Source organism: Curtobacterium sp. MCBA15_008 (genome assembly GCF_001865065.1).
In the GTDB taxonomy this organism is placed as follows: domain Bacteria; phylum Actinomycetota; class Actinomycetes; order Actinomycetales; family Microbacteriaceae; genus Curtobacterium.
In genome coordinates this window covers 55,141-79,722 of the sequence record NZ_MJGN01000067.1, presented here as the reverse complement: position 1 = coordinate 79,722, position 24,582 = coordinate 55,141, and the positions used below count along the sequence as shown (strand labels likewise).

Annotated in this window: 31 protein-coding genes; 7 read left to right on the top strand and 24 right to left on the bottom strand. The window is 66.0% G+C overall.

Annotated features, from left to right (window positions below):
- Positions 1-32 precede the first annotated feature (32 nt).
- On the bottom strand, positions 33-1,010 hold the full coding sequence (locus tag BIU96_RS18065; RefSeq protein WP_071293997.1) for a heme A synthase: 978 nt from the start codon (positions 1,008-1,010) through the stop codon (positions 33-35).
- Between the two features lie 267 nt (positions 1,011-1,277).
- Between BIU96_RS18065 and sufB the strand changes: the two genes are divergently transcribed.
- From sufB to BIU96_RS18040, 5 genes are read left to right on the top strand one after another with little or no spacing between them, the layout of a single operon-like run.
- On the top strand, positions 1,278-2,696 hold the full coding sequence (gene sufB, locus BIU96_RS18060) for a Fe-S cluster assembly protein SufB (RefSeq protein WP_071293996.1): 1,419 nt from the start codon (positions 1,278-1,280) through the stop codon (positions 2,694-2,696).
- Complete coding sequence (sufD, locus tag BIU96_RS18055; protein ID WP_083403067.1) at positions 2,697-3,983, top strand: Fe-S cluster assembly protein SufD; 1,287 nt, start codon at positions 2,697-2,699, stop codon at positions 3,981-3,983.
- Positions 3,983-4,309 carry a non-heme iron oxygenase ferredoxin subunit gene (locus BIU96_RS18050; RefSeq protein ID WP_083403066.1) on the top strand — a complete coding sequence of 109 codons (327 nt, stop codon included), beginning with the start codon at positions 3,983-3,985 and terminating at the stop codon, positions 4,307-4,309. Before sufD ends, BIU96_RS18050 begins: the two co-directional genes overlap by 1 nt.
- Before the next feature lie 58 nt (positions 4,310-4,367).
- The gene (gene sufC / locus BIU96_RS18045) at positions 4,368-5,144 is read left to right on the top strand and encodes a Fe-S cluster assembly ATPase SufC (RefSeq protein WP_071293994.1); all 777 of its coding nucleotides are present in this window, start codon (positions 4,368-4,370) and stop codon (positions 5,142-5,144) included.
- Positions 5,144-5,473, top strand: coding sequence for a metal-sulfur cluster assembly factor (locus BIU96_RS18040; protein ID WP_071293993.1), 330 nt, complete (start codon positions 5,144-5,146; stop codon positions 5,471-5,473). Before sufC ends, BIU96_RS18040 begins: the two co-directional genes overlap by 1 nt.
- A 253-nt stretch (positions 5,474-5,726) precedes the next feature.
- Here the strand turns inward: BIU96_RS18040 and BIU96_RS18035 are convergent, their stop codons facing one another.
- The gene (locus BIU96_RS18035) at positions 5,727-6,326 is read right to left on the bottom strand and encodes a biotin transporter BioY (RefSeq protein WP_071293992.1); all 600 of its coding nucleotides are present in this window, start codon (positions 6,324-6,326) and stop codon (positions 5,727-5,729) included.
- Between the two features lie 190 nt (positions 6,327-6,516).
- On the opposite strand from BIU96_RS18035, the gene BIU96_RS18030 reads away from it, so the two are divergent.
- Positions 6,517-6,981, top strand: coding sequence for a hypothetical protein (locus BIU96_RS18030; RefSeq protein ID WP_071293991.1), 465 nt, complete (start codon positions 6,517-6,519; stop codon positions 6,979-6,981).
- On the opposite strand, the gene BIU96_RS18025 is transcribed toward BIU96_RS18030, so the two are convergent.
- The 22 genes from BIU96_RS18025 to BIU96_RS17955 form a co-directional block, all read right to left on the bottom strand.
- Positions 6,978-7,592, bottom strand: coding sequence for a hypothetical protein (locus BIU96_RS18025; protein ID WP_139200138.1), 615 nt, complete (start codon positions 7,590-7,592; stop codon positions 6,978-6,980). The two genes, BIU96_RS18030 and BIU96_RS18025, sit on opposite strands and share 4 nt — an antisense overlap.
- Before the next feature lie 15 nt (positions 7,593-7,607).
- A complete protein-coding gene (locus BIU96_RS18020) occupies positions 7,608-9,296 on the bottom strand; it encodes a carbohydrate binding domain-containing protein (RefSeq protein ID WP_139200137.1) in 1,689 nt (562 codons plus the stop codon).
- A gap of 17 nt (positions 9,297-9,313) precedes the next feature.
- Entirely contained in the window at positions 9,314-10,258 is a 945-nt protein-coding gene (locus tag BIU96_RS18015; RefSeq protein ID WP_071293988.1) for a carbohydrate binding domain-containing protein, read from the bottom strand.
- Complete coding sequence (locus BIU96_RS18010) at positions 10,258-11,748, bottom strand: hypothetical protein (RefSeq protein WP_071293987.1); 1,491 nt, start codon at positions 11,746-11,748, stop codon at positions 10,258-10,260. The genes BIU96_RS18015 and BIU96_RS18010 overlap by 1 nt, the downstream gene beginning before the upstream one ends.
- Before the next feature lie 3 nt (positions 11,749-11,751).
- On the bottom strand, positions 11,752-12,261 hold the full coding sequence (locus BIU96_RS18005; RefSeq protein WP_071293986.1) for a hypothetical protein: 510 nt from the start codon (positions 12,259-12,261) through the stop codon (positions 11,752-11,754).
- Entirely contained in the window at positions 12,261-12,641 is a 381-nt protein-coding gene (locus tag BIU96_RS18000; RefSeq protein WP_071293985.1) for a hypothetical protein, read from the bottom strand. Before BIU96_RS18000 ends, BIU96_RS18005 begins: the two co-directional genes overlap by 1 nt.
- A 2-nt stretch (positions 12,642-12,643) precedes the next feature.
- A complete protein-coding gene (locus BIU96_RS17995) occupies positions 12,644-13,012 on the bottom strand; it encodes a hypothetical protein (protein ID WP_071293984.1) in 369 nt (122 codons plus the stop codon).
- Positions 13,012-13,578 (bottom strand): hypothetical protein, encoded by a 567-nt coding sequence (locus BIU96_RS17990; protein ID WP_175477610.1) that lies wholly within the window; start codon positions 13,576-13,578, stop codon positions 13,012-13,014. Before BIU96_RS17990 ends, BIU96_RS17995 begins: the two co-directional genes overlap by 1 nt.
- A gap of 80 nt (positions 13,579-13,658) precedes the next feature.
- Positions 13,659-15,314 (bottom strand): hypothetical protein, encoded by a 1,656-nt coding sequence (locus BIU96_RS17985; protein ID WP_071293982.1) that lies wholly within the window; start codon positions 15,312-15,314, stop codon positions 13,659-13,661.
- 3 nt (positions 15,315-15,317) lie between these two features.
- Complete coding sequence (locus BIU96_RS17980) at positions 15,318-16,346, bottom strand: phage portal protein (protein WP_083403065.1); 1,029 nt, start codon at positions 16,344-16,346, stop codon at positions 15,318-15,320.
- A 35-nt stretch (positions 16,347-16,381) separates the two neighbouring features.
- Positions 16,382-17,782 carry a terminase family protein gene (locus BIU96_RS17975; RefSeq protein ID WP_139200136.1) on the bottom strand — a complete coding sequence of 467 codons (1,401 nt, stop codon included), beginning with the start codon at positions 17,780-17,782 and terminating at the stop codon, positions 16,382-16,384.
- A 152-nt stretch (positions 17,783-17,934) separates the two neighbouring features.
- Positions 17,935-18,135, bottom strand: a complete 201-nt coding sequence (locus BIU96_RS19610; protein WP_139200135.1) for a hypothetical protein — start codon at positions 18,133-18,135, stop codon at positions 17,935-17,937.
- A gap of 104 nt (positions 18,136-18,239) precedes the next feature.
- Positions 18,240-18,431, bottom strand: a complete 192-nt coding sequence (locus BIU96_RS17970) for a hypothetical protein (RefSeq protein WP_139200134.1) — start codon at positions 18,429-18,431, stop codon at positions 18,240-18,242.
- Between the two features lie 12 nt (positions 18,432-18,443).
- Positions 18,444-18,584, bottom strand: a complete 141-nt coding sequence (locus BIU96_RS20015; protein WP_175477609.1) for a hypothetical protein — start codon at positions 18,582-18,584, stop codon at positions 18,444-18,446.
- Positions 18,585-18,791: 207 nt separating this feature from the next.
- A complete protein-coding gene (locus BIU96_RS17965) occupies positions 18,792-19,031 on the bottom strand; it encodes a hypothetical protein (protein ID WP_071293978.1) in 240 nt (79 codons plus the stop codon).
- Positions 19,031-19,186 (bottom strand): hypothetical protein, encoded by a 156-nt coding sequence (locus BIU96_RS20010; RefSeq protein WP_175477608.1) that lies wholly within the window; start codon positions 19,184-19,186, stop codon positions 19,031-19,033. The genes BIU96_RS17965 and BIU96_RS20010 overlap by 1 nt, the downstream gene beginning before the upstream one ends.
- Entirely contained in the window at positions 19,183-19,320 is a 138-nt protein-coding gene (locus BIU96_RS20005; RefSeq protein WP_175477607.1) for a hypothetical protein, read from the bottom strand. Before BIU96_RS20005 ends, BIU96_RS20010 begins: the two co-directional genes overlap by 4 nt.
- Before the next feature lie 156 nt (positions 19,321-19,476).
- Positions 19,477-19,599, bottom strand: coding sequence for a hypothetical protein (locus BIU96_RS20460; protein ID WP_302847738.1), 123 nt, complete (start codon positions 19,597-19,599; stop codon positions 19,477-19,479).
- Positions 19,596-19,784: a hypothetical protein gene (locus BIU96_RS19605; RefSeq protein WP_139200133.1), complete on the bottom strand. Its 189-nt coding sequence runs from the start codon at positions 19,782-19,784 to the stop codon at positions 19,596-19,598. Before BIU96_RS19605 ends, BIU96_RS20460 begins: the two co-directional genes overlap by 4 nt.
- Before the next feature lie 129 nt (positions 19,785-19,913).
- Positions 19,914-20,783 (bottom strand): hypothetical protein, encoded by an 870-nt coding sequence (locus tag BIU96_RS17960; protein ID WP_071293977.1) that lies wholly within the window; start codon positions 20,781-20,783, stop codon positions 19,914-19,916.
- A 633-nt stretch (positions 20,784-21,416) separates the two neighbouring features.
- Positions 21,417-21,581 (bottom strand): hypothetical protein, encoded by a 165-nt coding sequence (locus BIU96_RS20000; protein ID WP_175477606.1) that lies wholly within the window; start codon positions 21,579-21,581, stop codon positions 21,417-21,419.
- An 11-nt stretch (positions 21,582-21,592) separates the two neighbouring features.
- Positions 21,593-22,660, bottom strand: coding sequence for a tyrosine-type recombinase/integrase (locus BIU96_RS17955; RefSeq protein ID WP_139200132.1), 1,068 nt, complete (start codon positions 22,658-22,660; stop codon positions 21,593-21,595).
- 284 nt (positions 22,661-22,944) lie between these two features.
- On the opposite strand from BIU96_RS17955, the gene BIU96_RS17950 reads away from it, so the two are divergent.
- Positions 22,945-24,543 carry an ABC-F family ATP-binding cassette domain-containing protein gene (locus BIU96_RS17950; protein WP_071293975.1) on the top strand — a complete coding sequence of 533 codons (1,599 nt, stop codon included), beginning with the start codon at positions 22,945-22,947 and terminating at the stop codon, positions 24,541-24,543.
- The last annotated feature ends 39 nt before the right edge of the window (positions 24,544-24,582 follow it).

Genomic DNA, 24,582 nt, shown 5'->3' with positions numbered 1-24,582 from the left:
GATCGACTCGTGGGGTGTCGGACGCGGGCCGATCAGGCGGCGGTGAGCGGCTCCCGCACCGCCTGGCGGCCAGCGGAGCCGCGCGTGGCGAGCACGACGACCGTGACGGTGGCGACCAGCAGCCCAGCGAGGACCATGTGCGTGCCGACCAGGCCGACCGGCAGGTGCATCCGCGCCTGGGTCAGGCCGACGGCGATCTGCACGAACTCGACGACGAGCAGGACGAGTGCCCACTTGCTCGACAGGCGCAGGCGGACCGCTCCGACGACGAGCACGAGGGTGAGCGCGAAGAGGGCGTAGGCCGGCACGGCGTGCACGTGCTGCAGGATCCCCGGGTCGAAGCCGGTGCGGTGCAGGCGTCCACCGTCGACGGCCGCGGAGGCGCCGGCGTGCGGGCCGCTGCCGGTGGTGAGGATGCCGAGCAGCACGGTGACGGCTGCGGCGACGACCGTGCCGCGGACGACGCCGGTGTACCAGCCGGGCACGAGACGCGGGCCGGTGCGCGGGCCGTTCACCGCGCGGTAGACGAGTGTCGCCGTGATGCTCGTGAGGAGCGTCGACACGACGAAGTGCAGGCCGACGACGTAGGGGTTGAGGTTCGTCAACACGCTGAGGCCCCCGATGACCGCCTGCACCGGGATCGCTGCGCCCTGTGCGAACGCGAGCCAGAAGAGTTCGGGGCGCGTGCGGCGCATCCGGACCACGAGCAGGAACATCGCGATGGCCACGACGACGAGCACGAACGTGAGGAGTCGGTTGCCGAACTCGATGATCCCGTGCACGCCCATCTCCGGCGTCGAGACGAGCGAATCCGCCGTGCACTTGGGCCAGGTGGGGCATCCGAGGCCGGAGGCGGTGAGGCGCACGAGGCCGCCGGTGCCGATCAGGACGACCTCGACGACGAACGACGCCCAGGCGAGCACGACCACGCGCTGGTCGACGATCCGGGGGAGGGACCACCACCGCGGGGTCCGGACGTCCTGGTCGACGGGGGAGACGACGCGAGTCACGAGGGTGGTGCCTTCCTGTTGTTCCGTGCAGTGAACCTGTAGGATTCGAGGGCTCAGCAGCAGTCAAGTCTAGGCAGGCGCCGGCTCCGAATGGGCCGAGATCGCCGGTGGAACCCAGGACTGCGTGGAACCATCGACGTTGCGAGGGAGCAACACCGTGCCCGCCGTGCACAGAACAGCGTGTCGGCGGTCTGCGGTGGAATGGCGTCCAGACGCCACGGGTTGACACCCGAAGACGCTGCCCCGCGAGAAGGAAACGAGGAGACCATGTCCGACGTGCTCATCGACCGTCCCGAGCTCGAGGGGCTCGGCCAATACGAGTTCGGCTGGTCCGACTCCGACACGGCCGGGGCCTCTGCCCGTCGTGGCATCTCGGAAGAGGTCGTCACCGACATCTCGAACCTCAAGAACGAGCCCGAGTGGATGCTCAAGAACCGGCTGAAGGGCCTGTCGCTCTTCGGCCGCAAGCCGATGCCGACGTGGGGTGCCGACCTGACGGGCATCGACTTCGACAACATCAAGTACTTTGTCCGCTCCACCGAGAAGCAGGCGCAGTCGTGGGAGGACCTCCCCGAGGACATCCGCGCGACCTACGAGAAGCTCGGCATCCCGGAGGCCGAGCGCCAGCGCCTCGTCGCCGGTGTCGCCGCGCAGTACGAGTCCGAGGTCGTCTACCACCAGATCCGCGAGGACCTGGAGCAGCAGGGCGTCATCTTCATGGACACCGACACCGCGCTCCGTGAGCACCCCGAGATCTTCGAGGAGTACTTCGGCACCGTGATCCCGGCCGGCGACAACAAGTTCGCCGCGCTGAACACGGCGGTCTGGTCCGGCGGCTCGTTCGTCTACGTCCCGAAGGGCGTCCACGTCGAGATCCCGCTGCAGGCCTACTTCCGGATCAACACCGAGAACATGGGCCAGTTCGAGCGGACGCTGATCATCGCCGACGAGGACTCCTACGTCCACTACATCGAGGGCTGCACCGCCCCGATCTACAAGTCGGACTCGCTGCACTCGGCCGTCGTCGAGATCATCGTGAAGAAGAACGCCCGCGTTCGCTACACGACGATCCAGAACTGGTCGAACAACGTCTACAACCTCGTCACCAAGCGTGCGATCGCGCACGAGGGCGCGACGATGGAGTGGATCGACGGCAACATCGGCTCCAAGGTCACGATGAAGTACCCGTCGATCTACCTCGCCGGTGAGCACGCCAAGGGCGAGACGCTCTCCGTCGCCTTCGCCGGTCCGGGCCAGCACCAGGACGCCGGCGCGAAGATGATCCACATGGCGCCGTACACGACGTCGTCGATCGTGTCGAAGTCGATCGCCCGTGGCGGCGGCCGTGCGGGCTACCGCGGCGAGGTCCGGGTCGACCCGAACGCGCACCACGCGGCGAACACCGTCCGCTGCGACGCGCTCCTGGTGGACACGATCTCGCGGTCCGACACGTACCCGGCGATCGACATCCGCGTCGACGACGTCCAGCTCGGGCACGAGGCCACGGTCTCCCGCGTCAGCGAGGAGCAGCTGTTCTACCTGATGTCGCGCGGCATGCCCGAGGACGAGGCGATGGCGATGATCGTGCGCGGCTTCATCGAGCCGATCGCCCGCGAGCTCCCGATGGAGTACGCACTCGAACTCAACAAGCTCATCGAGATGAGCATGGAAGGATCCGTCGGCTAGATGTCCAGCTCCACCCCTCCCCACATCGACCAGCCGATCGCTCCGGCCGAGTCCGCGCAGCCGTCCGCGGCCACCCCGGCGCAGCACGGTGCCGGCGCGCACTCGGACGGCGGCTGGGACGCCCCGAAGGGCAAGGACATCCCCGTCCAGACCCGTTCGGAGCGCCCGCAGTCCGGCGACATCGACGCCTTCCCGACGGTCACCGGGCGTGAGGTGAACTGGAAGTTCGCACCGCTCGCGAAGCTCCAGCCGCTCCTCGCCGGTGGGCTCGACGGATCCGCCTACCCGTTCCTCGCCCGGCAGTCCGACGGCGCCGACGTCGAGTGGGGTCGCAGCGACGACCCCCGCGTCGGCACGGCCGGTCTGCCCGAGGACCGCGCCGCCGCGGCCGCCTGGACCGCGCGTGACGCGGTGCTCGCGATCACCGTGAAGGCGACCGAGGCGCACGAGTTCATCACGCTGACCCGTTCGGACTTCGGCACGCAGCCCCGCGCGGCGCACACGGTCATCACGGCCGAGGCGCACGCGCAGGGCATCGTCGTGCTCGACAACCGCGGCAAGGCGCTCCTCAGCGAGAACGTCGAGATCGTCGTCCGCGACGGCGCCCGCCTCACCGTGGTCAGCCTGCAGGACTGGGACGACGACGCCGTGCACGTGTCGACGCACTTCGCCGAGGTCGGCCGTGACGCCTTCCTGAAGCACGTCGTGGTCTCGCTCGGCGGCGACGTCGTCCGGGTCAACCCCTCGACGCACCTCGGTGCGCAGGGCGCGGACACCGAGATGTACGGCGTGTACTTCGCCGACGCCGGGCAGTACATCGAGCAGCAGGTCTACGTGAACCACGACGCGCCGAACACGCGCGGTCGGGTCAACTACAAGGGCGCGCTGCAGGGCCAGGGCGCGCACACCGTCTGGATCGGCGACGTCCTCATCGGCCGCGCCGGTGACGGCACCGACTCGTACGAGCAGAACCGCAACCTCGTCCTGACCGACGGCACGCGGGCGGACAGCATCCCGAACCTCGAGATCGAAACGGGCAACATCGAGGGCGCCGGCCACGCGAGTGCCACCGGTCGCTTCGACGACGAGCAGCTGTTCTACCTGCAGTCCCGCGGCATCCCCGAGGAAGAGGCACGTCGACTGGTCGTGCTCGGCTTCCTCGTCGAGGTCATCCAGAAGATCGGCGCGCCCGAGCTCGAGGAACGCCTCATCGCCGCCGTCGAGCAGGAGCTCCTCGAAGGGCGCACGGTCCTCGCCGCGCCCGAGACGGAAGCAGCCACGGCCTGATGTCGACGAAGGTCTGCGCCGAGGCGGACATCGCGGTGGACAGCCCGATGCGCGCCGTGGTCGACGGCACCGCGGTCGCCATCGTGAAGGACTCTGCGGGCACCGTGCACGCCATCGGCGACACGTGCACCCACGGCGACATCTCCCTGGCGGAGGGGTTCGTCGAGGGCGACACGCTCGAGTGCTGGGCGCACGGCTCCCGGTTCTCGCTGGCGACCGGCAAGCCGCAGAACTTCCCGGCGTACGAGCCCGTCCCGGTCTTCCGGGTGGAGGTCCGCGACGGCGACGTCTACGTCGACGTGCAGGACGTCGTCCCGGTCGACTGAGCACCTCCAACACTTCCCGCGGCTGACGCCGCACCACAGCTGCAACCGAAGGAACGCAATGTCCACTCTCGAAATCCGCGACCTGCAGGTCTCGATCGACACCGACCAGGGTGTCAAGGAGATCCTCAAGGGCGTCGACCTCACGATCAACGAGGGCGAGATCCACGCGATCATGGGGCCGAACGGCTCCGGCAAGTCCACCCTCGCGTACACGATCGCCGGCCACCCGCGCTACAACGTCGTCGGCGGCTCGATCACGCTCGACGGCGAAGACGTCCTCGCGATGAGCGTCGACGAGCGTGCCCGCGCCGGCATGTTCCTCGCCATGCAGTACCCGGTCGAGATCCCCGGCGTCACGGTGTCGAACTTCCTCCGCACCGCGAAGACCGCGATCGACGGCGAGGCACCTGCGCTCCGCAGCTGGGTGAAGGACCTCCGCCAGTCGATGGCCGACCTCAAGATGGACTCGGCCTTCGCCGAGCGCAACGTCAACGAGGGCTTCTCCGGTGGCGAGAAGAAGCGCCACGAGATCATGCAGCTCGAGCTCCTCAAGCCGAAGTTCGCCGTGCTCGACGAGACCGACTCCGGCCTCGACGTCGACGCGCTGAAGATCGTCTCCGAGGGTGTCAACCGTGCCAAGGCGGCCACCGGCCTCGGCGTGCTGCTCATCACGCACTACACGCGCATCCTCCGCTACATCAAGCCGGACTTCGTGCACGTGTTCGTCGCGGGCAAGGTCGCCGAGCAGGGCGGCCCCGAGCTCGCCGAGCGCCTCGAGAACGAGGGCTACGACCGCTACGTGCAGGCCGCCGCGGCCGCAGCTGCGGGGAACTGATGATCACCGCACTCGCACCGGACAAGTTCGACGAGGTCGTCGAGGGCCTGAAAGAGGTGCAGGACCCGGAACTCGGCGTCAACATCGTCGACCTCGGGCTCATCTACGACCTCGCCTGGGACGACGAGGCGACCGCCCTCGTGATCAGCATGACACTGACGAGCGCCGGTTGCCCGCTGACTGACGTCATCGAGGGTGACACCGCGAACGCGCTCGACGGCATCGTCGACGCGTTCCGCATCAACTGGGTCTGGATGCCGCCGTGGGGTCCGGAGCGGATCACCGACGACGGGCGCGAGATGATGCGCGCGCTCGGGTTCTCGATCTAGACGCCACCACACGAACGGACGGGAGGGGCGGTGCCAGCTGGTACCGCGCCTCCCGTCCGTCTGTGCGCACCCGCGCCGGGGGCGACGCGCGGGTGCCGAGATCGCAGAAGGTGCCGCCCGTCCGGAGACGAAGCGGCACTTCTTGCGATCTCGGCGGCGCGCACGCGGCGTGTCGTGCGACCTCGACGCCCGGCCGAGGCGCCCGACCTCGACGTCCGGCCGAGGCGTCCGGCCGAGACCCCCGGCGTCCGGGTCAGCGGCGGCCGACGGCCTTCCACGCGAGCGGCAGGATGCCGGCGGCGATGAGCGCCTTCGCCACGCCGCCCACGATGAACGGGTACAGGCCGGCGGCGAGCACCGACTGCAGGTCGTTCGGGGCGCCGAGCTGCCCGAGCACGACGGCGAGGTAGGGCAGGCCGGTCACGAACGGGATCGCGCTCGCGAGCGTGAACGCCACCGCGGCACGGCCGACGTGGCGGTCCCAGTTGCGGCGCGCGAGCCAGCCGACGACGCCCGCGGCCGGGATGAAGCCGATGACGTAGCCGAAGCTCGGGACGGCGAGGGCCTGCAGGCCGCCCGTCATCTCGGCGAAGAACGGCGCACCGGCCAGGCCCGCGACGGCGTAGACGAGCAGCGAGAGCATGCCGCGCCGGGCGCCGAGGGTGGCGCCGACGAGCACGACGGCCAGGGTCTGCCCGGTGATCGGCACCGGCCACATCGGGACCTGCACCTGCGCCATGGCGGCGGTGAACAGCGCGCCTCCGGCGATCAGGGCGGCGTCGGTGGCCAGGCCGTGGGTGCGCAGACGGTCGGCGAGGACTGCGCGGGGAGCGAACCCGGTGGCGTTCGTCATGGATTCTCCTAGACTTCTTCGGGCCATCTGGCCTTCAGCATGAAACCGGGCCTGACCGGCCCAAAACTTCTTTTGGCCGTGCCGAACCCTGCGTTCACGGTACTGCACGAAAGGCAAGCAGTAGGCACGAGAGGCGACGGATCGGAGCGGCGTGCCTTGTGCGAAGACCACAACGAGCATGATCTGAGACATGCTCTCCCTGGTCCTAGCCATCTACGCGGCCGTGGTCGCCACGTTCTCTCTGCTGTTCAACTACTTCAGAGAGCCAGCACCGCTCATGCATGTGTCGACCAACGAGGTATCAGCGGAATACGGCAAGGCCTACTGGACGGTGGCGCTTCGTAACCTCGGGTCGGCGTCGGCACGGCACATCAAGGTCCGGTCTCGAAGAGGAGCGGGCGAGTGGACGCCGTGGGTGAGCCTCGCTCCTGTGCTGGAGTCGAAGACTCGGCCCGACTCCAGGAACGAGATTGGGCACAGCCTGCTCCTCACCGACGCTGAGTACGAAGCGTTGAAGTCAGAGTCCACCCGTGCGTCCTGGAAGATGCATTTCCAGTGGACGCAAGGCCCAATCTCGATCATTGGACGGCGTCGGCTCCTACTACGCCCGGACCGCTACTGGACGCGCGAGCAATCCGCAGCCTGGGAGGGTTAGAGCGTGTCCACCCAGAGGACGTTCATCGACAGGTCGAAGGAGCGCGAACCGATGTTCACGACGTCCGATGCCCGGTTGCGCTGGAGCGTGTAGAAGCGCAACTGGTCCCCAGCGTTCAGACCGACGAACTCCGTGGACGACACACCCAACTGGAGGAGCGAATCCACGGTGGGGGACTCGACGGTGGTCTCGTTCCCGCAGATGGTGGCGTTGCTGTCCGGCGTGGTGCTGTTGCGGGTGATGTTGAAGGCCGCGGTCCGGAAGTCGTTGTTGCGGTACATGATGTGCCCGGTCACGAGGTACTGGCCCGCCTTCGGCACGGTGAGGACACCACCGCTCCAGGTGAAGCCGCCCACGCTCTTCTGCGGGGAGGCCCACGCTCCGGACGTCAACTGAAGCCAGGTCTCAGCCTTCACGTTGAACCCGTTGCTGGACTTCTTGACGAAGAACTTCGGGACGTTCAGCGACTGCCCCTCCAACTTCGTCAAGCGTGCCCGGTCGGCAGCGATGTAGTCGGCGGTCTGGTTGAGCGCCACGTCGATGTCCGCCACGAGGAGCGAGTCCCCGTACGTCTTCAGTCCTGCCGCTCCAGCGGCGTCTCCTACAGCCATGAGAGGCCTCCTGTCCTAGTTGGTGTAGGCAGCGATGGACCCCGCCACGCTGCCGATGGTCTGTCCTGTGGGGGACTTGCCGATGGAGCCGTCCTGCACTCCGATGAGGCCCTTCGTGTAGACCGTCATCTCGTCGTTGCCGAGGTCCCAGGAGACGGCGTCCACGTAGCCGGTCTGAACCCCGGAGTCCACAGTGGTGATGACGGCCCCCTGGCCCGGGCGGATCGTGAAGTCCGTGGCTCCAGTCACCTGCAACTGGCGCTGCCGCAACTTCAAGCGGGAGAGCATGTACGCGGCCCGTCCCGGTCCGGGATACGGAGCCTCGATCACGTCCGGCGTGTAAGCCTTCGTCGGGTTTGCGGGACCTGCGATGTCGGACGCGGTGCGCTCACGGCCCAGGACGTCGGTCCAGGCGTAGCGGAGCACCACGGCGTCACAGAAGAGCGGCATGCCGTCCAACTGCGTTGCCGTCCGGCTCATCAGGTCCGTTGCCCCGTAGAGGTTGAAGCCGTAGCCGATGCGCGCCTGACCGGCGACCCGGTAGGAGTTGTCGGCCAACTTCCACGCACCGTCGATGTCCTGGAAGAGCCGGAGTCCGGTGGCCTCCAGGATGTCCTTCAGGAAGCGCATGCCGCCCGTGCCGGGTTCCCAGACCAGAGCGCCCTCATCGCGGTCCAGGACGGGCGTGCGCGTGCTGGAGGACAGGCCAGCGGTGTCGTCCCACGCGTAGTTGTAGGTGGCGCTGTCCGCGGTGTCTCCGTCCCAGAAGGCCATCAGCGCTCCATTGGTGTCGTTGCCGTCGCCCTCGATGATCTGGACCGCATCGAAGTAGACGCTGTTGTCGGCGGTGTTCGTGCCTCCGCTGATGAACCGGATTGCTGTGTCGGTCGCGGCGGGCGGCACCGTGAAGGTCATGCTCAGGCGCGTCGTCGTGCTGGTCGTGTTCGCTGCTGCGTTGGACCGGTTGTAGATGCTCTGCTGCCCGCTCACCGTGGCGAGGAACTGCAACTTGCGGGCGTCCCCGTTGAGTGTCCCGGTCTGCGGGGTGACGATGCGCGCATAGCACCACGCCGTGTAGGTCTTACCCGGCTCCAGAGGGACATAGGCGTACGCGTAGGACCCGGTGCTCGTGCTGTTGGGCGTGACCTTCAGCGAGTAGGTGCCCGTGTTCTTGTACGTCGTGGACTGCGACAGCGCCGCGTTCACGGCGGTCATCAGTCCGGAGGAGATTTCGAAGGACGGGTTCGGGAAGTAGTTCCGGACCTCGCGGAAGGTCGGGAAGGCCCGGTCTGCTCCGGAGGCGTAGGAAGCCGTCGTGGTCTTTCCCAGAGCGCGAGTCAGCACAGAGTTGACGATGGTCCGCACGCTGCCCTGAGAGTCGTTGTAGTCCACGTTGGTGGTGGGGCTAACGTCCTCGACCAGGGCCTCGTCGTTCACGAGGTTGATGCCGATTTCGCCAGTCTCCGTGATCAACTGACGGGCCTCGACGTTCAGGGTCACGTTCAGCGTCGTGCCCCCGCTGACGACGTTGAGGCGAACCTTTGCCTTGTTGTCGATGAGCGCGAAGACGGCCAGCCCCGGGTGGGCGATGGTGATGTCCCCTCCGATGAAGGGGCTGACGCTCTCGTCCATGCTCAGGGTGCCCTGCTTCACGGCAAGCGGGTAGGTCGCTGAGCCGGTCGCGGGGATCAGCGTGCCGGTCACGTTCAGGGTGGAGAGGATCACTCCTGGACCTCCATGTACCCGAAGGACACAACCCAGCGGCGGCGGTCCTGATCGTCCGGAGTCATGGTGATGTTGTCCTGAGCCAGGAAGACCATGGCGGTGGAGTACGTGTCGGTGTCGCTGAACGTGATGACGTTCGTTCCACGAAGCATGGTGAAGAAGTCGTTGGCTCCATCCTCGGAGTCGAAGAGCGCGCTCATCGTGCCCGACCGGGGACCGGCAGGCTGGATGGTGACGTTCGGCCACGGGGTACCCAGCACGTCATGGACGATGTGGCGGGGCTGGGACGTCGCCGCCCACTGAGTGACCAGAGAGGGCATCGCGATGCCGTACTCGACTGTCCCGGGCGTGGAGCCATCGAAGTAGTCCGTAGAGACGGGGGACTGCTCCAACTGGATGTCATCGAAGTAGATGACGTCGGTCGTCGTTGGGCTGTTCAGGGAGTGGAGCAAGAAGGTGACCCGCGTTGTGCCATCCGGCACCGTGAAGGTGATGCTCTGTCGCTGCCAATCCGTGGCGAACTGAATGCTGGACACGTAGGCGTAGCCCAGGTTGGTCGTCCCGTTGTAGAACGCCATCTGCGGCAGCGAGTTCGTGGACAGGTCAGCAGGGATCATGAAGTAGAAACTCCACGTGTACGTCGCGCCGGGTACGAGGTCGTACCGCTGTGCCGGGTACAGCCCGCCATAGGCGTTTGCCCCAGTGCCGACCACCCGCATCGATGCGCTCCCGCTGTGGAAGGTCGTCGTGTCGCGAGTCACCGTCAGGTTCGTGGACCACGTGATGCCGCCCGTGTTGGTCTCGAAGTTCGGGTTCTCAAAGAGGTTCCGGCGTACCTCGACGCCGTCACTCAACTCGACCGACTGAGAGTTGTTGACGGTGCCAGTCCACGCATGCGTGAGCGCGTGGATTGCCTCACTGGACGTGAAGGTGCTGCTCATTAGGGCGTCCCCATTCCCTGGCGGCGACCGCCCATGTTGTCTGTGTAGGCCTTGATGTGGACTTCTCGCTGGCGGGTAGCCTCGGCCATCGCGCGGTTGAATGCTGCGAGGTCCGGCACGATGGTGACGCCCTTCGTCGCGTTGCCCTGAGCGTTGAGGTTCGCCTGGAGACCGGTACCGAAGTTCGATGCGCTGGTGCTGCCCAGCCCGTCCCAGATGCGCGCCAGTTCGGCCTGCTTCGCGGCGGGTGCCTTGATGAAGGCGTCCACCAGGGGAGCGGCGTCAGGACCCAGCTGTTCCAAGTAGCGGATGGCCTCGTCGTGTCCGGCCTTGCCCAACTGTCCCGTGGCCTTCGCCATGTTCTGGGAGTAGTTCTCGATCTGCGCGACGGTCTCGCTGGTCTTCTGGATGTAGCGATCCAGGTTGAAGACGCCATCGTCCGTGAACCCCTGCTGCGCGTCACCGGCCTCCTGGAAGGCGGACGCGAGGGATTCGCCGTAGGACTCCACGGCTTCGGCGTTGGCCTGGAGCGCGATGCCTCCGGCGTCGGCGTAGTTCTTCTGCTCCGCGGCTGCTTCCTTCGCGGCCTTCTTGGCATCGCGAAGGTAGCCGAGCGTCTGGTCCAGCGCCTTCGTGCGGTTGTTCGCGCTCGAACCGAGAGCGTCGTCGCCCTCCAGGATCGCCTGACCGGACTGCTGCCACTCGTTCTTCTGCTTGACGATGGCGTCAATCTGCTTGTCGATCTCGTCGGTGTGACCGGCAGCGGCGGTGGCGAGGTCCTTGTAAGACGTGCCGGACCGGTCGGCAGCGTTGCGGAGGTCCTTCAGCGACGTGACGGAACCGTCCGTGACGGTCGCCATCTCCTTCAACTCGTCCGCGATGTAGCCCAGCGAAGCGGAGCCGACGCGGCCCGTCTCGATGAGGTCAGTTGCGAGGTCCGACACCTGCGCCTGGAACTGCTCAGCGTCAGCCTGCGCGTTCGTGATGGCGGCACCGATGAGGCCGACACCGACCGCCGACGCGGCACCAGCAGCCAGACCGATCGGTCCCAGGTCTGCGACGACGCCACCCAGGGTGCCCTGCACGAGGTCCACGGAGGACTGGATGTCACCGGAGAACGATGACGCGACTTCGGACAGGTTGGCCTTCGCCTCATCCTTGAACGTGGAGACGGACTCACCGGCTTCCCGGGTGCCCTTCTTCATGTCGCGGGAGATGTTGGTCCCCAGCCCACCGCCACCGTCTGCACGGGCCATGTCCTTGACGGACTGCTTGAAGGTGCGCTCCAGGTCCTGGACCGACTTCTCGGCCTTGTCGGTGCCCTGGTCGATGCCCTTCGCGAGGTCGTTGCCAGCCTCGCGGGACTGACGGCTCGAGTCTCGTGCGAGGTCGTCCAGAGAGTCACCGATGGACTCAATGGCGTTGCCCGCCTTCTTGGCCTCGCGGATTGCTTCGGAGGCGTTGGCCCCAATCGGAATCCTGATTGCCACGGGTCAGCCCTCCTTTCCTTCTGCGGCTTCTGCGATGGTGCGAACGGTGGTCTGTGTCCAGAGGGCTGCTGCCCGCGGGATCATCTCGGCGGCTGCTCCATAGACGGGACCAGAGCGGCGGCGAGCGGGGAGCATGGCCTGCGTGCGGCGGGTGACGTTGTACGTCTTCCCCTTCTTGCTGCGGGCCTGGTAGGTGACGCGCTTCTGGCGGTCACCACCGAACTCGACGCCCGCATACATCAACTTCGGGTCGAAGCCGCGGGTCAGGCGTCGGCCCACGGTTGCGGCCTTCAGCGTGATGCCACCGGAGGAGACCGACGTCCGGGCCGTGTTGCCGAGCGCCCGAACCTCCAGGCCCGTGTGCGACCGGCCTCGGACAGCCTCAGCCCACGCCGGAGCCAAGTCGCTCTGGGTGTACTTCCGGATGTTCTTGGCGATGGTCTGATCGACAGCCCGGAGAGCGATGACTACGGACCGCAGTTCATCGCTCTGCCGGACGTCGATGGTGAGCATCAGGCAGCCGACCGGACCGGCTTGCCGTCGATGGGCAGGGACGCGGTGGACTCAGCGAAGGCGTTGACGGCTCCACCAGCGGACGGGGCAGCCAGGGTGGCCTGCGCCGTGAAGGTCGGGCCTCCAGCAACCGTGAACTGGATCTCAACCTCGTCTCCCTCGTTGTCGTAGAGGAAGGCGGAGAGGCCATCGTCAGACCAGTCCTGACCGAAGGTGATGTCGGCCTGCCAGTCGGCGGGGGACTGGTTCTTCTGGACGGCTCCGTTGAAGCCGTTCCACGTCGCGGTGGTCGTGTTCGGCGTCAGCGTCACGCTGGACAACTGAGCCGCGTAGTCCTTGGACGCAACCTTGAAGGTCACGTTCTTCATGTAGATGGTCATGGTCAGTCCTCGTGCTCGTAGGGAACGGTGAACGTGATCGTCCAGCCGAAGAGATTGCTGATGGCGACCGGCTCAGCGCCGGTCCAGTCGAGGGAGTCGATGGAGTCCAATGCAGCGATGGCTTCCAGGACCTCGTCGTCAAGCGCGTCCCAAACGCGGGCGGGGTCCTTGCTCGGATCAATGACGGTTGCCTCGAAGGTGATGAGGTACGTCTTCGCCGGAGCCGAAGGGAAGCGCTCGACGCCGGTCGCGTGGAGCATGACGGTTGTCTGGCTGATGGCGTCGAGGGACGTGAGGTAGGGCACGAGGCGCCACGACTGAGGAAGGACCGGCTTGATGGCGTCCACGACCTGCTGGCGGGCACTGGTCATCAGAACATCCCTCCGATGGCTCCGGACGGGCGAAGCAACTTCACGATGTCGTAGCCCATGGAGTACGCGTAGACGGCCTGGTCGTCACTGCCGTACTGGCCCCCGCTGCTGACGTGTCCGGCGTTCCACATCGCACGTACCTGCATGGCCTGTGCCAGCCGGTAGCGCTGCGGGACAGGTCCGGTGATCGGGTCCGCCTTCGCGATGCAGAGGTCCTTGGCTGCGTCCAGGTACGTGAACAACTCGGCGTCGTCCAAGGGGGCTTCACGCCAGACGTCCCGGATGCTGTCGATGGTGTGCCACCCGTCGTGCTGCTCAACCGGGATGCCGTAAGGCGGGAAGTGCTCGATCTTGCCGTCCTCTGCGGTGAGGCCCACGAGGACCTGCCACAGACCCGGCTTGTTCAGGAGCGAGCCCTTCGGCCACACGACCTCGATGTGCTCGGGCAGACCTTCAAGCGAAGCGGTCAGTCCTTCGTGCTGCGCACCGTCCGGGTCAACGAGCCGTGCCGACGCACTCTCGAAGAGGGCGAAGGACCAGGACATCTCGGGTGCCAGCACGGTCACCTGGACCGGGCTATCTCCGACGTAGTAGCGGGTCATGGCCTTCGCCCTCCTCTCAGAACTTCTTTTCGCCGGCGCTTGGACTACGCGTTGTCGGTGACCAACTGGAGACCAGCCGGGTACTCGATGCGCGCCTGGATGTAGCCGAAGAGGGCTTCGTCCACACCACCGCGGGCGATGTCCAGAGCGTTGATGCGGATGGGGCTGCCTGCCAGTTCGTAGGCACCAGCGGCCTCCTTGGCACCGACCAGGACCTCACCGGCGTCCACGCCTGCGTGGGGCACGATCTTGAAGGACTCCAGCGCGCCCTCTTCCAGACCGATGGTCGTGGTGAGGAAGGCGAGGGTGTCGTCCTTCTTGGTGAACATGAACTCCTCGTAGAGGTCCGGCGCGATGAGCGCGTACGAGGGGGTTGCGTCCGAAGCGATGACGCGGAGCGCTCCGCGGATGATCTTGGCGAAGCCGTCGCCCACGCCCTCCGGGACACCCGTGCCGACACCGGCAACGGTCGCTCCAGCGAGCAACTTGCCAAGCATCCAGTTGTCGGACTTCTTGGCGTAGGAGTCAGCGGCCAGACGGAGGAACGAGTCGAGGACCGCGGTCTCACCGAAGTCGATGAACTCGCGGGCGATGTCCCAGCCACCAGCGAAGCGCTGCATGTCCCAATTCACCGGCTCGGTCTTCGGTGCGTTCGACGGAACGTCGGACTTGTTTCCGGCCCACTCGGAGACCTCAGGGGCCTGCGTGAAGCGCCAGCCCTGCGTGGTCAGGCTGGTCAGGCTGCCCTGGTTCAGGAGCGGGATGACCTTGCGCTGGTACGCGCGACCGGACCAGACCTCGCCTACGTACTCGGGTACGACGACGCCAGTGCCGACTGCACCGGTTCCGCTGATCTTGACGTCGCTGAGGGCTGCGAGCATGCCGGGGTCACCGGTACGGGCAGCGCCGGAAACGGCAGCCAGGAAGTTCTCCTTGGTCACCTTGTCAGCGGGAGCAGAGGCGTTCAGCGTGCTCGGGACAGTTGCATCGGCCACGGTGGCCTCCTCCGGGTTAGGGGTGGTGGGGGTGACCACGACGTCAGTCGTGGTGGTCTTCTGGGTGGTCGTCCCGGCCTCGTCGGTCTCGGGATCGCCCACGGTCTTCGTGGTGCTGGTCGTGACGCCGGACTCATCCGTCGCCGTGCTGAACGTGGTGGCACCGTCCTGGAGGCCCAGCGGCTTCTCTGCGCCGTCCGGAACCTCGCGCTCGACGGGCTGCTCCTGGGTGGTCTGCTCCTCGACGTCGCCCAGCGCGAAGAGGGCGGCGGATGCGAACGCACCTTCGGTGACGAAGCCCGCGCCCGTCAGGCGACCTCGCTTGGCCTTGCTCTGGTCAGCCTCGTCACGGTCGAAGGTCAGTTCAGCGCTCAACTTGCGGAGGACTCCGGAATTGTGCTGCGACAGGAACTCATCCCCTTCGTCGGTCTTTGCGATGCTGAACGTGGCGACCAAGCCGCGCTCCGTGTCCTGGATTTCGTCAGCACGTCCCACGGGGTCGTAGCGGTTGTGGTGGCGGTTCACCGACACCACGGAAGGGTCCTTGGGCACCGGGACCGTGCCGCGTTCGAAAGCGATGGGAGCGACCCCATTCGCACTGATGCGGGACTTCTCGCCCCAGGGGAGCAGAAGGCCGCGGACGGTGCGTGCCTCGGCATCGACGGAGAAGTCTCCGGCCTCTGCGAACTCGATGTTGTCGGTCATGGGTCAGTCCTCCGTGGGGGCACCGGTCGGGGTCGGAACCTGTGCGTACAGTTCCGAGAAGTCGAAGCGGACGCGCTGCCCGCGGGGCACAACGTCGTCCAGGGACAGGCGCTGTTCGATGGCTGCGGCGTAGAGCGGCAGGGCCTCTACGTAGAACCGGTCACGCTCACCGGCCTTGTTCTCATACGTCAGGGACGCCTGAACGGTGGTGGCGTCCATGAGCGTGGAGGGCACACCGACGAAGGAACCGATGTCGATGCGGAGCGCGTTGCGCGCCTCCACGAAGAGGTTGGAGTCGTTCGCACCCAGGGCCTCGACAGCCAGGCCGTAGGGAACGTACGTCGTCGCACCGTCAGGGTCGCGGCGCTTCTCGTTGAACTGCCGGACGATGCCCTCAGCGCGCTCGTCGCTGATGTTCGTCTGGTCAGTCGTCTCCTTGATGACGGTCTGTGGGATGGGGTTGCGAACGCGACCCACCCACGCCTCCTCGACGTAGCGAGCGCCACGGATGCTGCGGGCACCGATGTCCAACAGTCCGTCTACGAGACCGGGGACGAAGATGACGTCACGCGCATCCACGGGCTTCTCATCCACGAGGATCGATCCGTTGGTGATCGTGTAGCGGTCGGGGCTGATGCGGTCGATGCTGACTGGGAATCCGTCGCTGCCGCGCTTCACGCTGAGGAGCGCGTGGCCCAGAAACAGGATGTCGTCCGCTACCCAGGTCAGCACGTGCGCCATGGACACGATGTCCTGATCGCTGCGGTAGGTCCACGTCGGCTGCTCCACCAGAGCGCCGGTACGGTCCAGAACCTTCAACGGCTGACGGCCAATCAGTGGAGCAATCAGGTTCCGTGCCTTCGCAACGGCGGGAACGCGCATTGCTTCTGCCCGGGTTACCGGCACATTGTCGGTGTTCCCGAATACGTCAGACCAGACGAAGGACTTCAACTGAGCATCGGTCCAAGGGGACACAATGGCATCCGTGGCAGGACGGCTATTCGTCAGCCGGAGCGCATTGAGGATTCCCATGTCCCCTACTATCGGAACGAGCGCGCCAAACTGAATTAGGCCGTGATGATGCGAAGCGTCCGGGCTGCTGGCATCTCATCGAATGCGCGAAGCGCCATGGTCGCGGCGACCAACGGAGTGATGTCACCGCCGCTGGCAATGCGTCCCCAACTCCACGTGCTGCCGTCACCCCACACGCGCTTGGCTGCGAATGCGGCTGCCTCATTCAGCCCCTGCTGATTGAAGTGCTTCACCTTTCCGTCCTCCAGGTCACGGAGGATCGTGACGCATGCTGGGGAGATGCCACCGCGCTCGACCGGCCGGAGCCGTCCCTTCGCTGCGCTCCGGCTGCGCGATACCTCCTCCTGGACCACGCGGTTCGATCCGATGGGGTCGAAGCCGACTACAGCCTTGTACTTCGTAGACAGAGCGACCATGCGGTCCCGGAGCCACGTGCTGCCGCTCTCGTGCGCCACCAACTCCAGGTGAGCCACACCGTCCACGCGCCAGGCTGCGACGATGGCAGCCGTAGAACCGTTCGGGCTGATGTCGAAGCCAAACGCCACCTGCTGCGGGTACGGCAACTTGTGCTCCAGGGCAGCGGCTTCCCACAGGTGCTGCGGGATGACGGCCACGTCGGCAGCCACGGGCCACTGGCACATGTACTCGCGGGACCACTCCGGCGACACGATGTCTGGGTTCTTCGCGTCCTGATAGCCCTTGTAGCGCGCACGCATCTTCGCCAGCGTCGTGAGCGTGCCGATGCCCGGGTGGACTCGCTGCCACAGCGCCTCGTCGGCCAGGTCCTCCTGGGTAGCGCTGTCGGGCGCGCTGTACTCCAGGATCGCCACGGCGGGGTTCTCCACGTCGCGGCCCTGCACGAGGGTGTCCCAGAACCAGTTGGCGCGCACCTTGCCGGGGGTGCCGGACAGGATCAACTGTGCGTCATCGCGCGTGTCCATCAGCGGGGGAGCACCGGCCTTCAAGTCAGCGCTCTGCACGTCCGTGAACTCCTGCGCCTCATCGAACCAAACGACGTCAGCGGCACCACCGCGGAGCGCCTTCGCAGTGGGGGTGTTGAGGACCTTGAAGGTGCTGCCGTTCCGGAAGGTGAGCATCATGGAACCGGCCTGCGTGCGTGGCTTGTACGGCCACTCGCTCTCCGGCGTGAAGCCCTGGTGCAACTCCATGTCGGACAGCCAGTCGCGGAAGAACTCGCTGGACTTCGTGCCGGACTGAGCGGAGAAGACCACCTTGTACCGCGCACGGGTCAGGCAGCGCCCCAGGAGTACGGCAAGAATGCTGGTCGTCTTGGAAGAGCGACGGGGCATCTCGATGACCGTGGTCTCTGCACCAGCATTGATGACGTCCGCCACGAACAACTGCTGCGAGTAAACCTCCATGCCTTCATCGAGAAGGCCCAGAAGTTCAGCACCGGCCAGGAACTCCTCCCGCATTGCATCGTCATCCGACAACTCCGACACGTATGCCGGGGCGATGTGACCGTCTCGGACTTCGTCCCATGGTCCGGGGAGGAAATCCTGGAGACGGCGAGCGAGAGGAGTTACGTCGTTCTCAAAGACGCGACTCTCGTTGTGTTCAGTCGTCGTCACCATTCGCGGATGTCCTTATCTGCATTGCGGATCGCACGCTTCTTGTTGTTCGTGATGCGTGCCCCGTCCTTCCCTCCACTGCGCCGGTTGCAGGACTTATGCGCTGCCTTGATGAGCGCATCGGGATAGGGCTGGTGCTCCGGCCAGTTGAGGAGGGCGATGGTGTGGTCTGCTTCCCATGCCTGAGTGGGAAGCACCGGCCTGCCACACCGTGGGCACGGGGAAGGCAAGAGGGCTGCGAGTCGTGCCCGTTGCTTCTTGCCTTCCCCGTTGCGCCAACGGGTGTGGTGACTGGACATCGCTAGGGGTTCACCCCTGCGACTCGACCTGAGTAGGTGCCCGCTGCGCGCATGGCCTGGGTGAGGGTTGGTCCCTCCGGGTTGCCCTCACGGTCGAGGAACTGCGCGATAGTGGCAACGTCATCGTCGTAGTCCCCACGCTCCAGAGCGCGTTCGAATACCTTGTTGAGGAAGATGCGGTCAGTCTCAGTCATGAAGAACATCCTCTAGGCCTGCTGCACGAGTGGCGTGACCGGCTCGGGCTGCACAGGTGCGGGCTGCGGCTCGTCACCCTCGACTACGCGCCGCCACTCGGGCATGACCAGCGTGAGGGCGTCGATGCCGTACGGCTCCAGTGCGTCAGACACGAACGCGATTGCCTTTCCCACTGCCTTGTTGACTGCTGCCGACTCCTCGTCGGTCAGAGGGACTACGTGTCGCTCACTCATTGGTGGCCTCCAGGTTGATGGGACGGCCTGCCGAGTCAACGAGGGTGCTCGTCGCCTTCGGGCTGCCGAAGTGGATGATGGGCTTGCTGAGGTCCGACCAGACGGCCCCGCTGCCTAGCGACCCGCTCACAGCCCCAGGTCCTGCATGTGGAGGCGGAAGGTCTCGAAGAGGTCTCGGTCCTCCTCAGGGATCAGCCACGTCTCTGCGGGGCGTGCACGCTGCTCCTCGGGGGCGGTGAGGTAAGCAAGGACGTAGGAGTCGCGCTGTGCCGCCAGGAGCGGGCCAATGGCCGTAGAGAGGCCGTCAGGGATGTAGCCCAGCCGGTCCTGGACAGTGGCCTGGAAGGCCTGGCTCATGCCTGCCATCAGGACTCGTCCTCGCGCTGGCGGCGGTCCAGTTCGGCCTGGAGGTCGTCGGTCGAGACGTGGGGCAGGATTACGTCCTTGACGCTGAGGATGCCCGTGAAGTTCGACACCACTTCGGAGAAGTTGGACTCTGACTCTTCCTGGAAGTCGCTCATCGGTTCTGACCTGCCTTCTGTGCCAGGCGCTGGCGCTCTGCCATGACGTCGGCCAGCACGTGCCATGCCTGGGCTTCTGCACGCTCCAGGCGGATGTGGCCCGGGGTAAGTGCGTTGATGATGCGCTGGAACATCTTCTGACTCCTTCTGGCTGGAATTGTGAGGCCGTTGCCTCGTGACCCCTACTATCGGATCGTCGCGAGGATTCTGCCGCGGGCATGAGAAACGCCCCCAGGCGATAGGTCCCAGGGGCGTTCACTCCAGCCAAGGAGCGTTCTAATCCTATCGGATCAGGGCTTGCTCCACTTGGCTTTCAGGCGTTCCGCTACATCGATCAGCGTCGGTGCCAGTTCCGGGTTCTCTTCCAAGTACTCTTTGGTCTCGTCGCTCACGTCGTCCCAGTTGATGCTCACAGGCCCAGTCCCTTCTTTGCCGCCTTGATGAAGTCCTGGATGCCCTTCTCTTCCTCGGGGTCTGACTGCCGCCGTGCAGTCTTTCCATCCAGTCGCCGCTGAACCTCGGACATGAATCGCTCTTGCGCCTGCTTCGGGGTTTCGCCCTCACGGACCTTCACCCGTCCGCCCTTCGGTGTCGCCATGCTGCGCTGCCTTCCGTTCGGGTCAGAAGAAGTTCTGACAATTCGGACGCTACATCCGACCCCCGACACATTGCAATGAGGGACCCTCAGTCTGTCCTGACGACAGTGCACTATCGATGGACAACTAAGTCAGGGGAGCACTTCGTCCAGCCAGTCCGTCAGTTCAGCCACGGCCTCAGCCTCCTTCTCACGCTGTACCTGCTCGATGTGCTTGTAGAGGTCGAAGACCAGGGTCTCCACCTGCCCGGGTGCGTCCATATCGAGTTCTACGGCCACGGGCTGCTGAACCTCAGCCGGTACCTCCAACGCAGCCTTCCGCTCCTTGCGGAGCCGGTTGACGTAACTGGTGGACAAGCCCAACTCCTCGGCCTGCTGAGCCACCGTCAGCCCGTCGAGACCGTCCAGGACATGCCAGGAGACCTTGGCCTTCTTCCGACGCTCCTGCGACCCGGTGAAGCCCAGTTCCGTGAGGCGACGGACCATCGTCTTCTCTGATGCTGCCTCCTTGCTCCGGCCGGTCGGCGTGGTCCACGGCAGGCCTGCGAGGAGACGGGCCGCGTCTGCCCTGCTGTAGCCCTCCAGGGCCTCCAGGAAGGGCGCGACCATGTCGGTGGTGACGTCGGCCTGACGGCGGCTCCTACGGCCCCCACGGGCCGCGCTGTCGCGGATGCGCTCGGCCTCGTCGCCGTCCCAGTTCGCGATGCTCAGACGGGCAGCGTTGCGGATGTCACGGTCCATCTGCTCCACCGTGATCTTGCGGTACAACTTCGGCAGGCGCTCACCGCTGCGGTCGATGTGAGCCGATGCGAACGCCTTCGTGTACACCCACAGCGACTCCACCAGAGCGTCCTCACCCATGGTGCTCCAGCGCCGCTTGAACGGGACCGTACCGTCCGCGTTGCGGACCATGGGGTGACGCACCGCGTGGAGGTTGAGGATGACCAGCGAAGCGCTGCACAGGTGGGAGAAGTAGACCGACTGCCACGACTGCTCCGGCACCAGAACACGTCCGCTTGCGGACCGCTTCTCACCCCGCACAGTCTCAGGTTCGGCAGGGATGACTCCCCAGGCGAAGGGGAGCGTTCCTTCTCCCCTGGAAGGGTTAGTTACCTGTCCAGTGATAGTAGATGCAGTCATGGTGCTTCCTTCTGTTCTTACTGAGACGTTGATGAAATCCTGACGGGCTTGGACAGAGTCCGCAGCGAAACACCATCTAGGGCCTCGGACTCACAGCCTCTCCGCAGGGTCAAGAAGATGTTCTGAGATTCACGAGGGCATAGAGAAGGCCCCCAGTCTCCAAGGAGTTAAAGACTGGGGGCCGTGACCGCTTTCAACGTCTCACTGAAGGAAGCAGTTTCGACTATACCTGATTCGCGGCTCGCCTGCGGGCTTTCCTATCCTCGCGTCGGTGGAACTCCTTTGCGAATGCCTCCGCATACCGGAAGTCCATGAGCATGGCGCGACTGAACTCCTCCGCCATTACCCTCCAGCGGTCCTGTGCGGGCTTCTGCGGGGCTGGAATGCGCTTCGGCCTATCGGTAGTCGTCGGCAGCGTCAGAAGGTCGTCAGCGGGCTTTCCGCCGTTCCATGGAAGGCGGGGATCGTCGTCAGCAAAGAACTCACGCGGGCGCTTCATCGTTCGGTCGTCACGAACTCGCACCCGCTGGAGTAGGGGCACTGCCGGGGCGGCTCCGCCTTCTTGGGGTGTCCGGGCAGGAGAACGGTGATGAGGACCAGGAACGCGGCCACGATGGCGACGGCGACCAGGAAACGGGTGAGGGTGAACTGCGTGGACATGAGGGTGCCTTTCAGGAGAGGAGTGCGTCAGTGGCAGCGGCGACACGGGCGTCCTGCTCGGCCCCCGTGTGCTGGTAGCGGAGAGCGGCGTCGGCGGTGCTGTGTCCGGCCCTGCTCATCAGGTCCTTCAACGTCGCGCCAGAGCGGGCGACGAGGGTCAAGGACGTGTGCCTCGTGTCGTGGAACCGGAAGCCGTCTAAGCCCGCTGCGTGGCGCGCTGCGGTCCACTGGCGGCGGATGGTGTCGGTGGACTGCCGCTGCCCCCTGGAGCCGGGGAACATCGGGTCGTAGGGCTGGCCCTCGGTTGTGGCCAGGAACGCCTCCAGGGCCTCGCGTGCGGGCCGGAGGAGTGTCACCCTGCGCTGGCGGTCGGTCTTCGTGCTGGTGAGCCGCTTCGGCCCATGTGCGGCGTACTGGCGCGCGACCAGGAGCGTGCCGTCTGCTGGGTTGTAGTCGGACCGGTTGAGTCCCGCTACCTCGGCGATACGAAGATGCCCGCCGAAGGCCGTCCACAAGAGCGCCGCGAAGTCGAAGTCCACGTGGAGGAGGAGGCGACGGAAGTCCTCGACCGAGAACTCGGGACGCGGCTTGCTGTAGTCCTTCCCCGCATCCTCGACCATGCACGGGCTGGACTCGACGTGGCCCCACCGGACGGCGTAGCGGAAGAGCATTCGCATGACCATGTAGGAGTTCTTGCGAGCCGGAGCCACGTGCTGGTGAGCACTCCACCAGCGGTCGATGTCCTCGATGCTGATGCCCGACAGTGCCTTGTTCTCGAACGTCGGGTAGACCAGCGACTTCAACCCCTGCCGGTACGTCACGAGGGTGGAGTCCTTCAGGTCACCCTTGCGGTGCTCCAGGACCGCTTCTGCGTGGTCCCGGAACTTCACCTTGCCCTTCTCAGGGTCGACCCAGGTGCCGTTCTCCTGCTCCACCCGGACGCGGGCCAGTGCCGCCCATGCGTCCTTCTTCGTGGCGTGAGTCCCGGCTGAGACCTGCCTGCCATCCACGAGGTAGCGGGCCTGATGCTTCCCGCTGCTCAACGTTCGGACTGTCCCGAACGTGCTCCGTCCTGCCACTGCGTCTTCCCTCTCGTCGTGGGGGTTATACGTACGACGCGGCGGAAACCTCAGTCACGAAAGGCACGAAAAGGCACGCAGCGCCGGGAGCGGCGGGAGCCAGAAGAGGGAAAGTCCCGGTCAGAGCCGGTTCCATGGTCCATGTCCCACGAGACTCGTGGTGGAGAAGTGATTCTCCTAGAATGGACTGCTGGTCCTGTTCAGGACCATCGGTCCCGTCAGCGTAGCGGTGCACCTCCCGCACACACCGTTGTGCAAACCCACCAACTGATTGGACGTCCACTGTGCTTGCCGTGCACGAACTCGAGATCCGCGTCGGGGCTCGCCTCCTCATGGAGGATGTCTCCTTCCGCGTCGAGAAGGGCGACAAGATCGGACTCGTCGGCCGCAACGGCGCGGGGAAGACGACGATGACGAAGGCCCTCGCGGGCGAGACCCAGCCCACCGGCGGCAAGATCGACCGCGGTGGCGAGATCGGGTACCTCCCGCAGGACCCCCGCTCCGGCGACCCGGAGGAGACGGCGCGGAAGCGCATCCTCGACGCCCGTGGGCTCGGTGAGCTCGTGGAGGGGATCCGCCTCGCGACCCTCGACATGGCGAGCGACGACCCCGCCGTGGCCGAGAAGGCGATGCGCCGGTACAGCCGGCTCGACGACCAGTTCAACGCGCTCGGCGGCTACGCGGCCGAGGCCGAGGCGGCGTCGATCGCGTCGAACCTCAAGCTGCCGGACCGCATCCTCGACCAGCAGCTCAAGACCCTGTCCGGTGGCCAGCGTCGCCGCATCGAGCTCGCCCGGATCCTGTTCTCGGACGCCGAGACGATGATCCTCGACGAGCCGACGAACCACCTCGACGCCGACTCGGTCGTGTGGCTCCGCGAGCACCTGAAGACCTACCCCGGCGGTGTCATCGTGATCTCCCACGACGTCGAGCTGGTCGACGAGGTCGTCAACCGGGTGTTCTACCTCGACGCGAACCGACAGACCATCGACATCTACAACATGGGGTGGAAGCTCTACCAGCGGCAGCGCGTCGCCGACGAGGAGCGCCGCCGCAAGGAACGCGCGAACGCCGAGAAGAAGGCCGCCACGCTGAAGGACCAGGCGGCGCGCTTCGGGGCCAAGGCCTCGAAGGCCGCTGCGGCGCACCAGATGGTGGCGCGCGCGGACAAGCTGCTCGCCGGCCTCGAGGACGAGCGCGTCGCCGACCGCGTCGCGAAGCTGCGGTTCCCGACGCCGGTGCCGTGTGGCCGCACGCCGCTCATGGCCGAGGGGCTCTCGAAGTCCTACGGGTCGCTCGAGATCTTCGCGGGCGTGGACCTGGCGATCGACCGCGGTTCGCGTGTCGTGATCCTCGGGTTCAACGGTGCGGGCAAGACGACGCTGCTGCGGATCCTCGCGGGCGCCGACCAGCCGGACACGGGCGAGATCCAGCCCGGGCACGGCCTCCGCATCGGGTACTACGCCCAGGAGCACGAGAACATCGACGTCAACCGCACCGTCATCGAGAACATGGTGTCGGCGTCGACGGAGCTCAACGAGACCGAGGCCCGTCGTGTCCTCGGCTCGTTCCTGTTCACCGGCGACGACGGCTACAAGAAGGCCGGCGTGCTGTCCGGTGGCGAGAAGACCCGCCTGTCGCTCGCGATGATCGTGGTGTCCGGTGCGAACGTGCTGCTCCTCGACGAGCCCACGAACAACCTGGACCCGGCCTCGCGCGAGGAGATCCTCGGCGCCCTGGCGGGCTACGAGGGCGCGGTCGTCCTGGTGTCGCACGACGCCGGCGCGGTCGAGGCACTGAACCCGGAGCGGGTCCTGCTGCTGCCGGACGGCACCGAGGACCACTGGAACAAGGACTACGCGGAGCTCATCGAGCTCGCGTGACGCGCGTGGTGCGCTGCGCCGGACTGGAGGCACGTGGCG

Bases quoted from the DNA above. Each gene is read 5' to 3' on its own strand.
- BIU96_RS18005 (WP_071293986.1), bottom strand. From the start codon at position 12,261: ATGCTCACCATCGACGTCCGGCAGAGCGATGAACTGCGGTCCGTAGTC.
- BIU96_RS18030 (WP_071293991.1), top strand. From the start codon at position 6,517: ATGCTCTCCCTGGTCCTAGCCATCTACGCGGCCGTGGTCGCCACGTTC.
- BIU96_RS17975 (WP_139200136.1), bottom strand. From the start codon at position 17,782: ATGCGGGAGGAGTTCCTGGCCGGTGCTGAACTTCTGGGCCTTCTCGAT.
- BIU96_RS18050 (WP_083403066.1), top strand. From the start codon at position 3,983: ATGTCGACGAAGGTCTGCGCCGAGGCGGACATCGCGGTGGACAGCCCG.
- BIU96_RS18040 (WP_071293993.1), top strand. From the start codon at position 5,144: ATGATCACCGCACTCGCACCGGACAAGTTCGACGAGGTCGTCGAGGGC.
- BIU96_RS19605 (WP_139200133.1), bottom strand. From the start codon at position 19,784: ATGGCGACACCGAAGGGCGGACGGGTGAAGGTCCGTGAGGGCGAAACC.
- BIU96_RS17970 (WP_139200134.1), bottom strand. From the start codon at position 18,431: ATGACTGAGACTGACCGCATCTTCCTCAACAAGGTATTCGAACGCGCT.
- BIU96_RS17995 (WP_071293984.1), bottom strand. From the start codon at position 13,012: ATGACCAGTGCCCGCCAGCAGGTCGTGGACGCCATCAAGCCGGTCCTT.
- BIU96_RS18015 (WP_071293988.1), bottom strand. From the start codon at position 10,258: ATGAGCAGCACCTTCACGTCCAGTGAGGCAATCCACGCGCTCACGCAT.
- BIU96_RS17985 (WP_071293982.1), bottom strand. From the start codon at position 15,314: ATGACCGACAACATCGAGTTCGCAGAGGCCGGAGACTTCTCCGTCGAT.
- BIU96_RS17965 (WP_071293978.1), bottom strand. From the start codon at position 19,031: ATGGCAGGCATGAGCCAGGCCTTCCAGGCCACTGTCCAGGACCGGCTG.
- BIU96_RS17980 (WP_083403065.1), bottom strand. From the start codon at position 16,346: ATGGGAATCCTCAATGCGCTCCGGCTGACGAATAGCCGTCCTGCCACG.
- BIU96_RS18000 (WP_071293985.1), bottom strand. From the start codon at position 12,641: ATGACCATCTACATGAAGAACGTGACCTTCAAGGTTGCGTCCAAGGAC.
- sufC (WP_071293994.1), top strand. From the start codon at position 4,368: ATGTCCACTCTCGAAATCCGCGACCTGCAGGTCTCGATCGACACCGAC.
- BIU96_RS18035 (WP_071293992.1), bottom strand. From the start codon at position 6,326: ATGACGAACGCCACCGGGTTCGCTCCCCGCGCAGTCCTCGCCGACCGT.
- BIU96_RS20005 (WP_175477607.1), bottom strand. From the start codon at position 19,320: ATGTTCCAGCGCATCATCAACGCACTTACCCCGGGCCACATCCGCCTG.
- sufB (WP_071293996.1), top strand. From the start codon at position 1,278: ATGTCCGACGTGCTCATCGACCGTCCCGAGCTCGAGGGGCTCGGCCAA.
- sufD (WP_083403067.1), top strand. From the start codon at position 2,697: ATGTCCAGCTCCACCCCTCCCCACATCGACCAGCCGATCGCTCCGGCC.
- BIU96_RS20010 (WP_175477608.1), bottom strand. From the start codon at position 19,186: ATGAGCGACTTCCAGGAAGAGTCAGAGTCCAACTTCTCCGAAGTGGTG.
- BIU96_RS18025 (WP_139200138.1), bottom strand. From the start codon at position 7,592: ATGGCTGTAGGAGACGCCGCTGGAGCGGCAGGACTGAAGACGTACGGG.
- BIU96_RS20000 (WP_175477606.1), bottom strand. From the start codon at position 21,581: ATGTCCACGCAGTTCACCCTCACCCGTTTCCTGGTCGCCGTCGCCATC.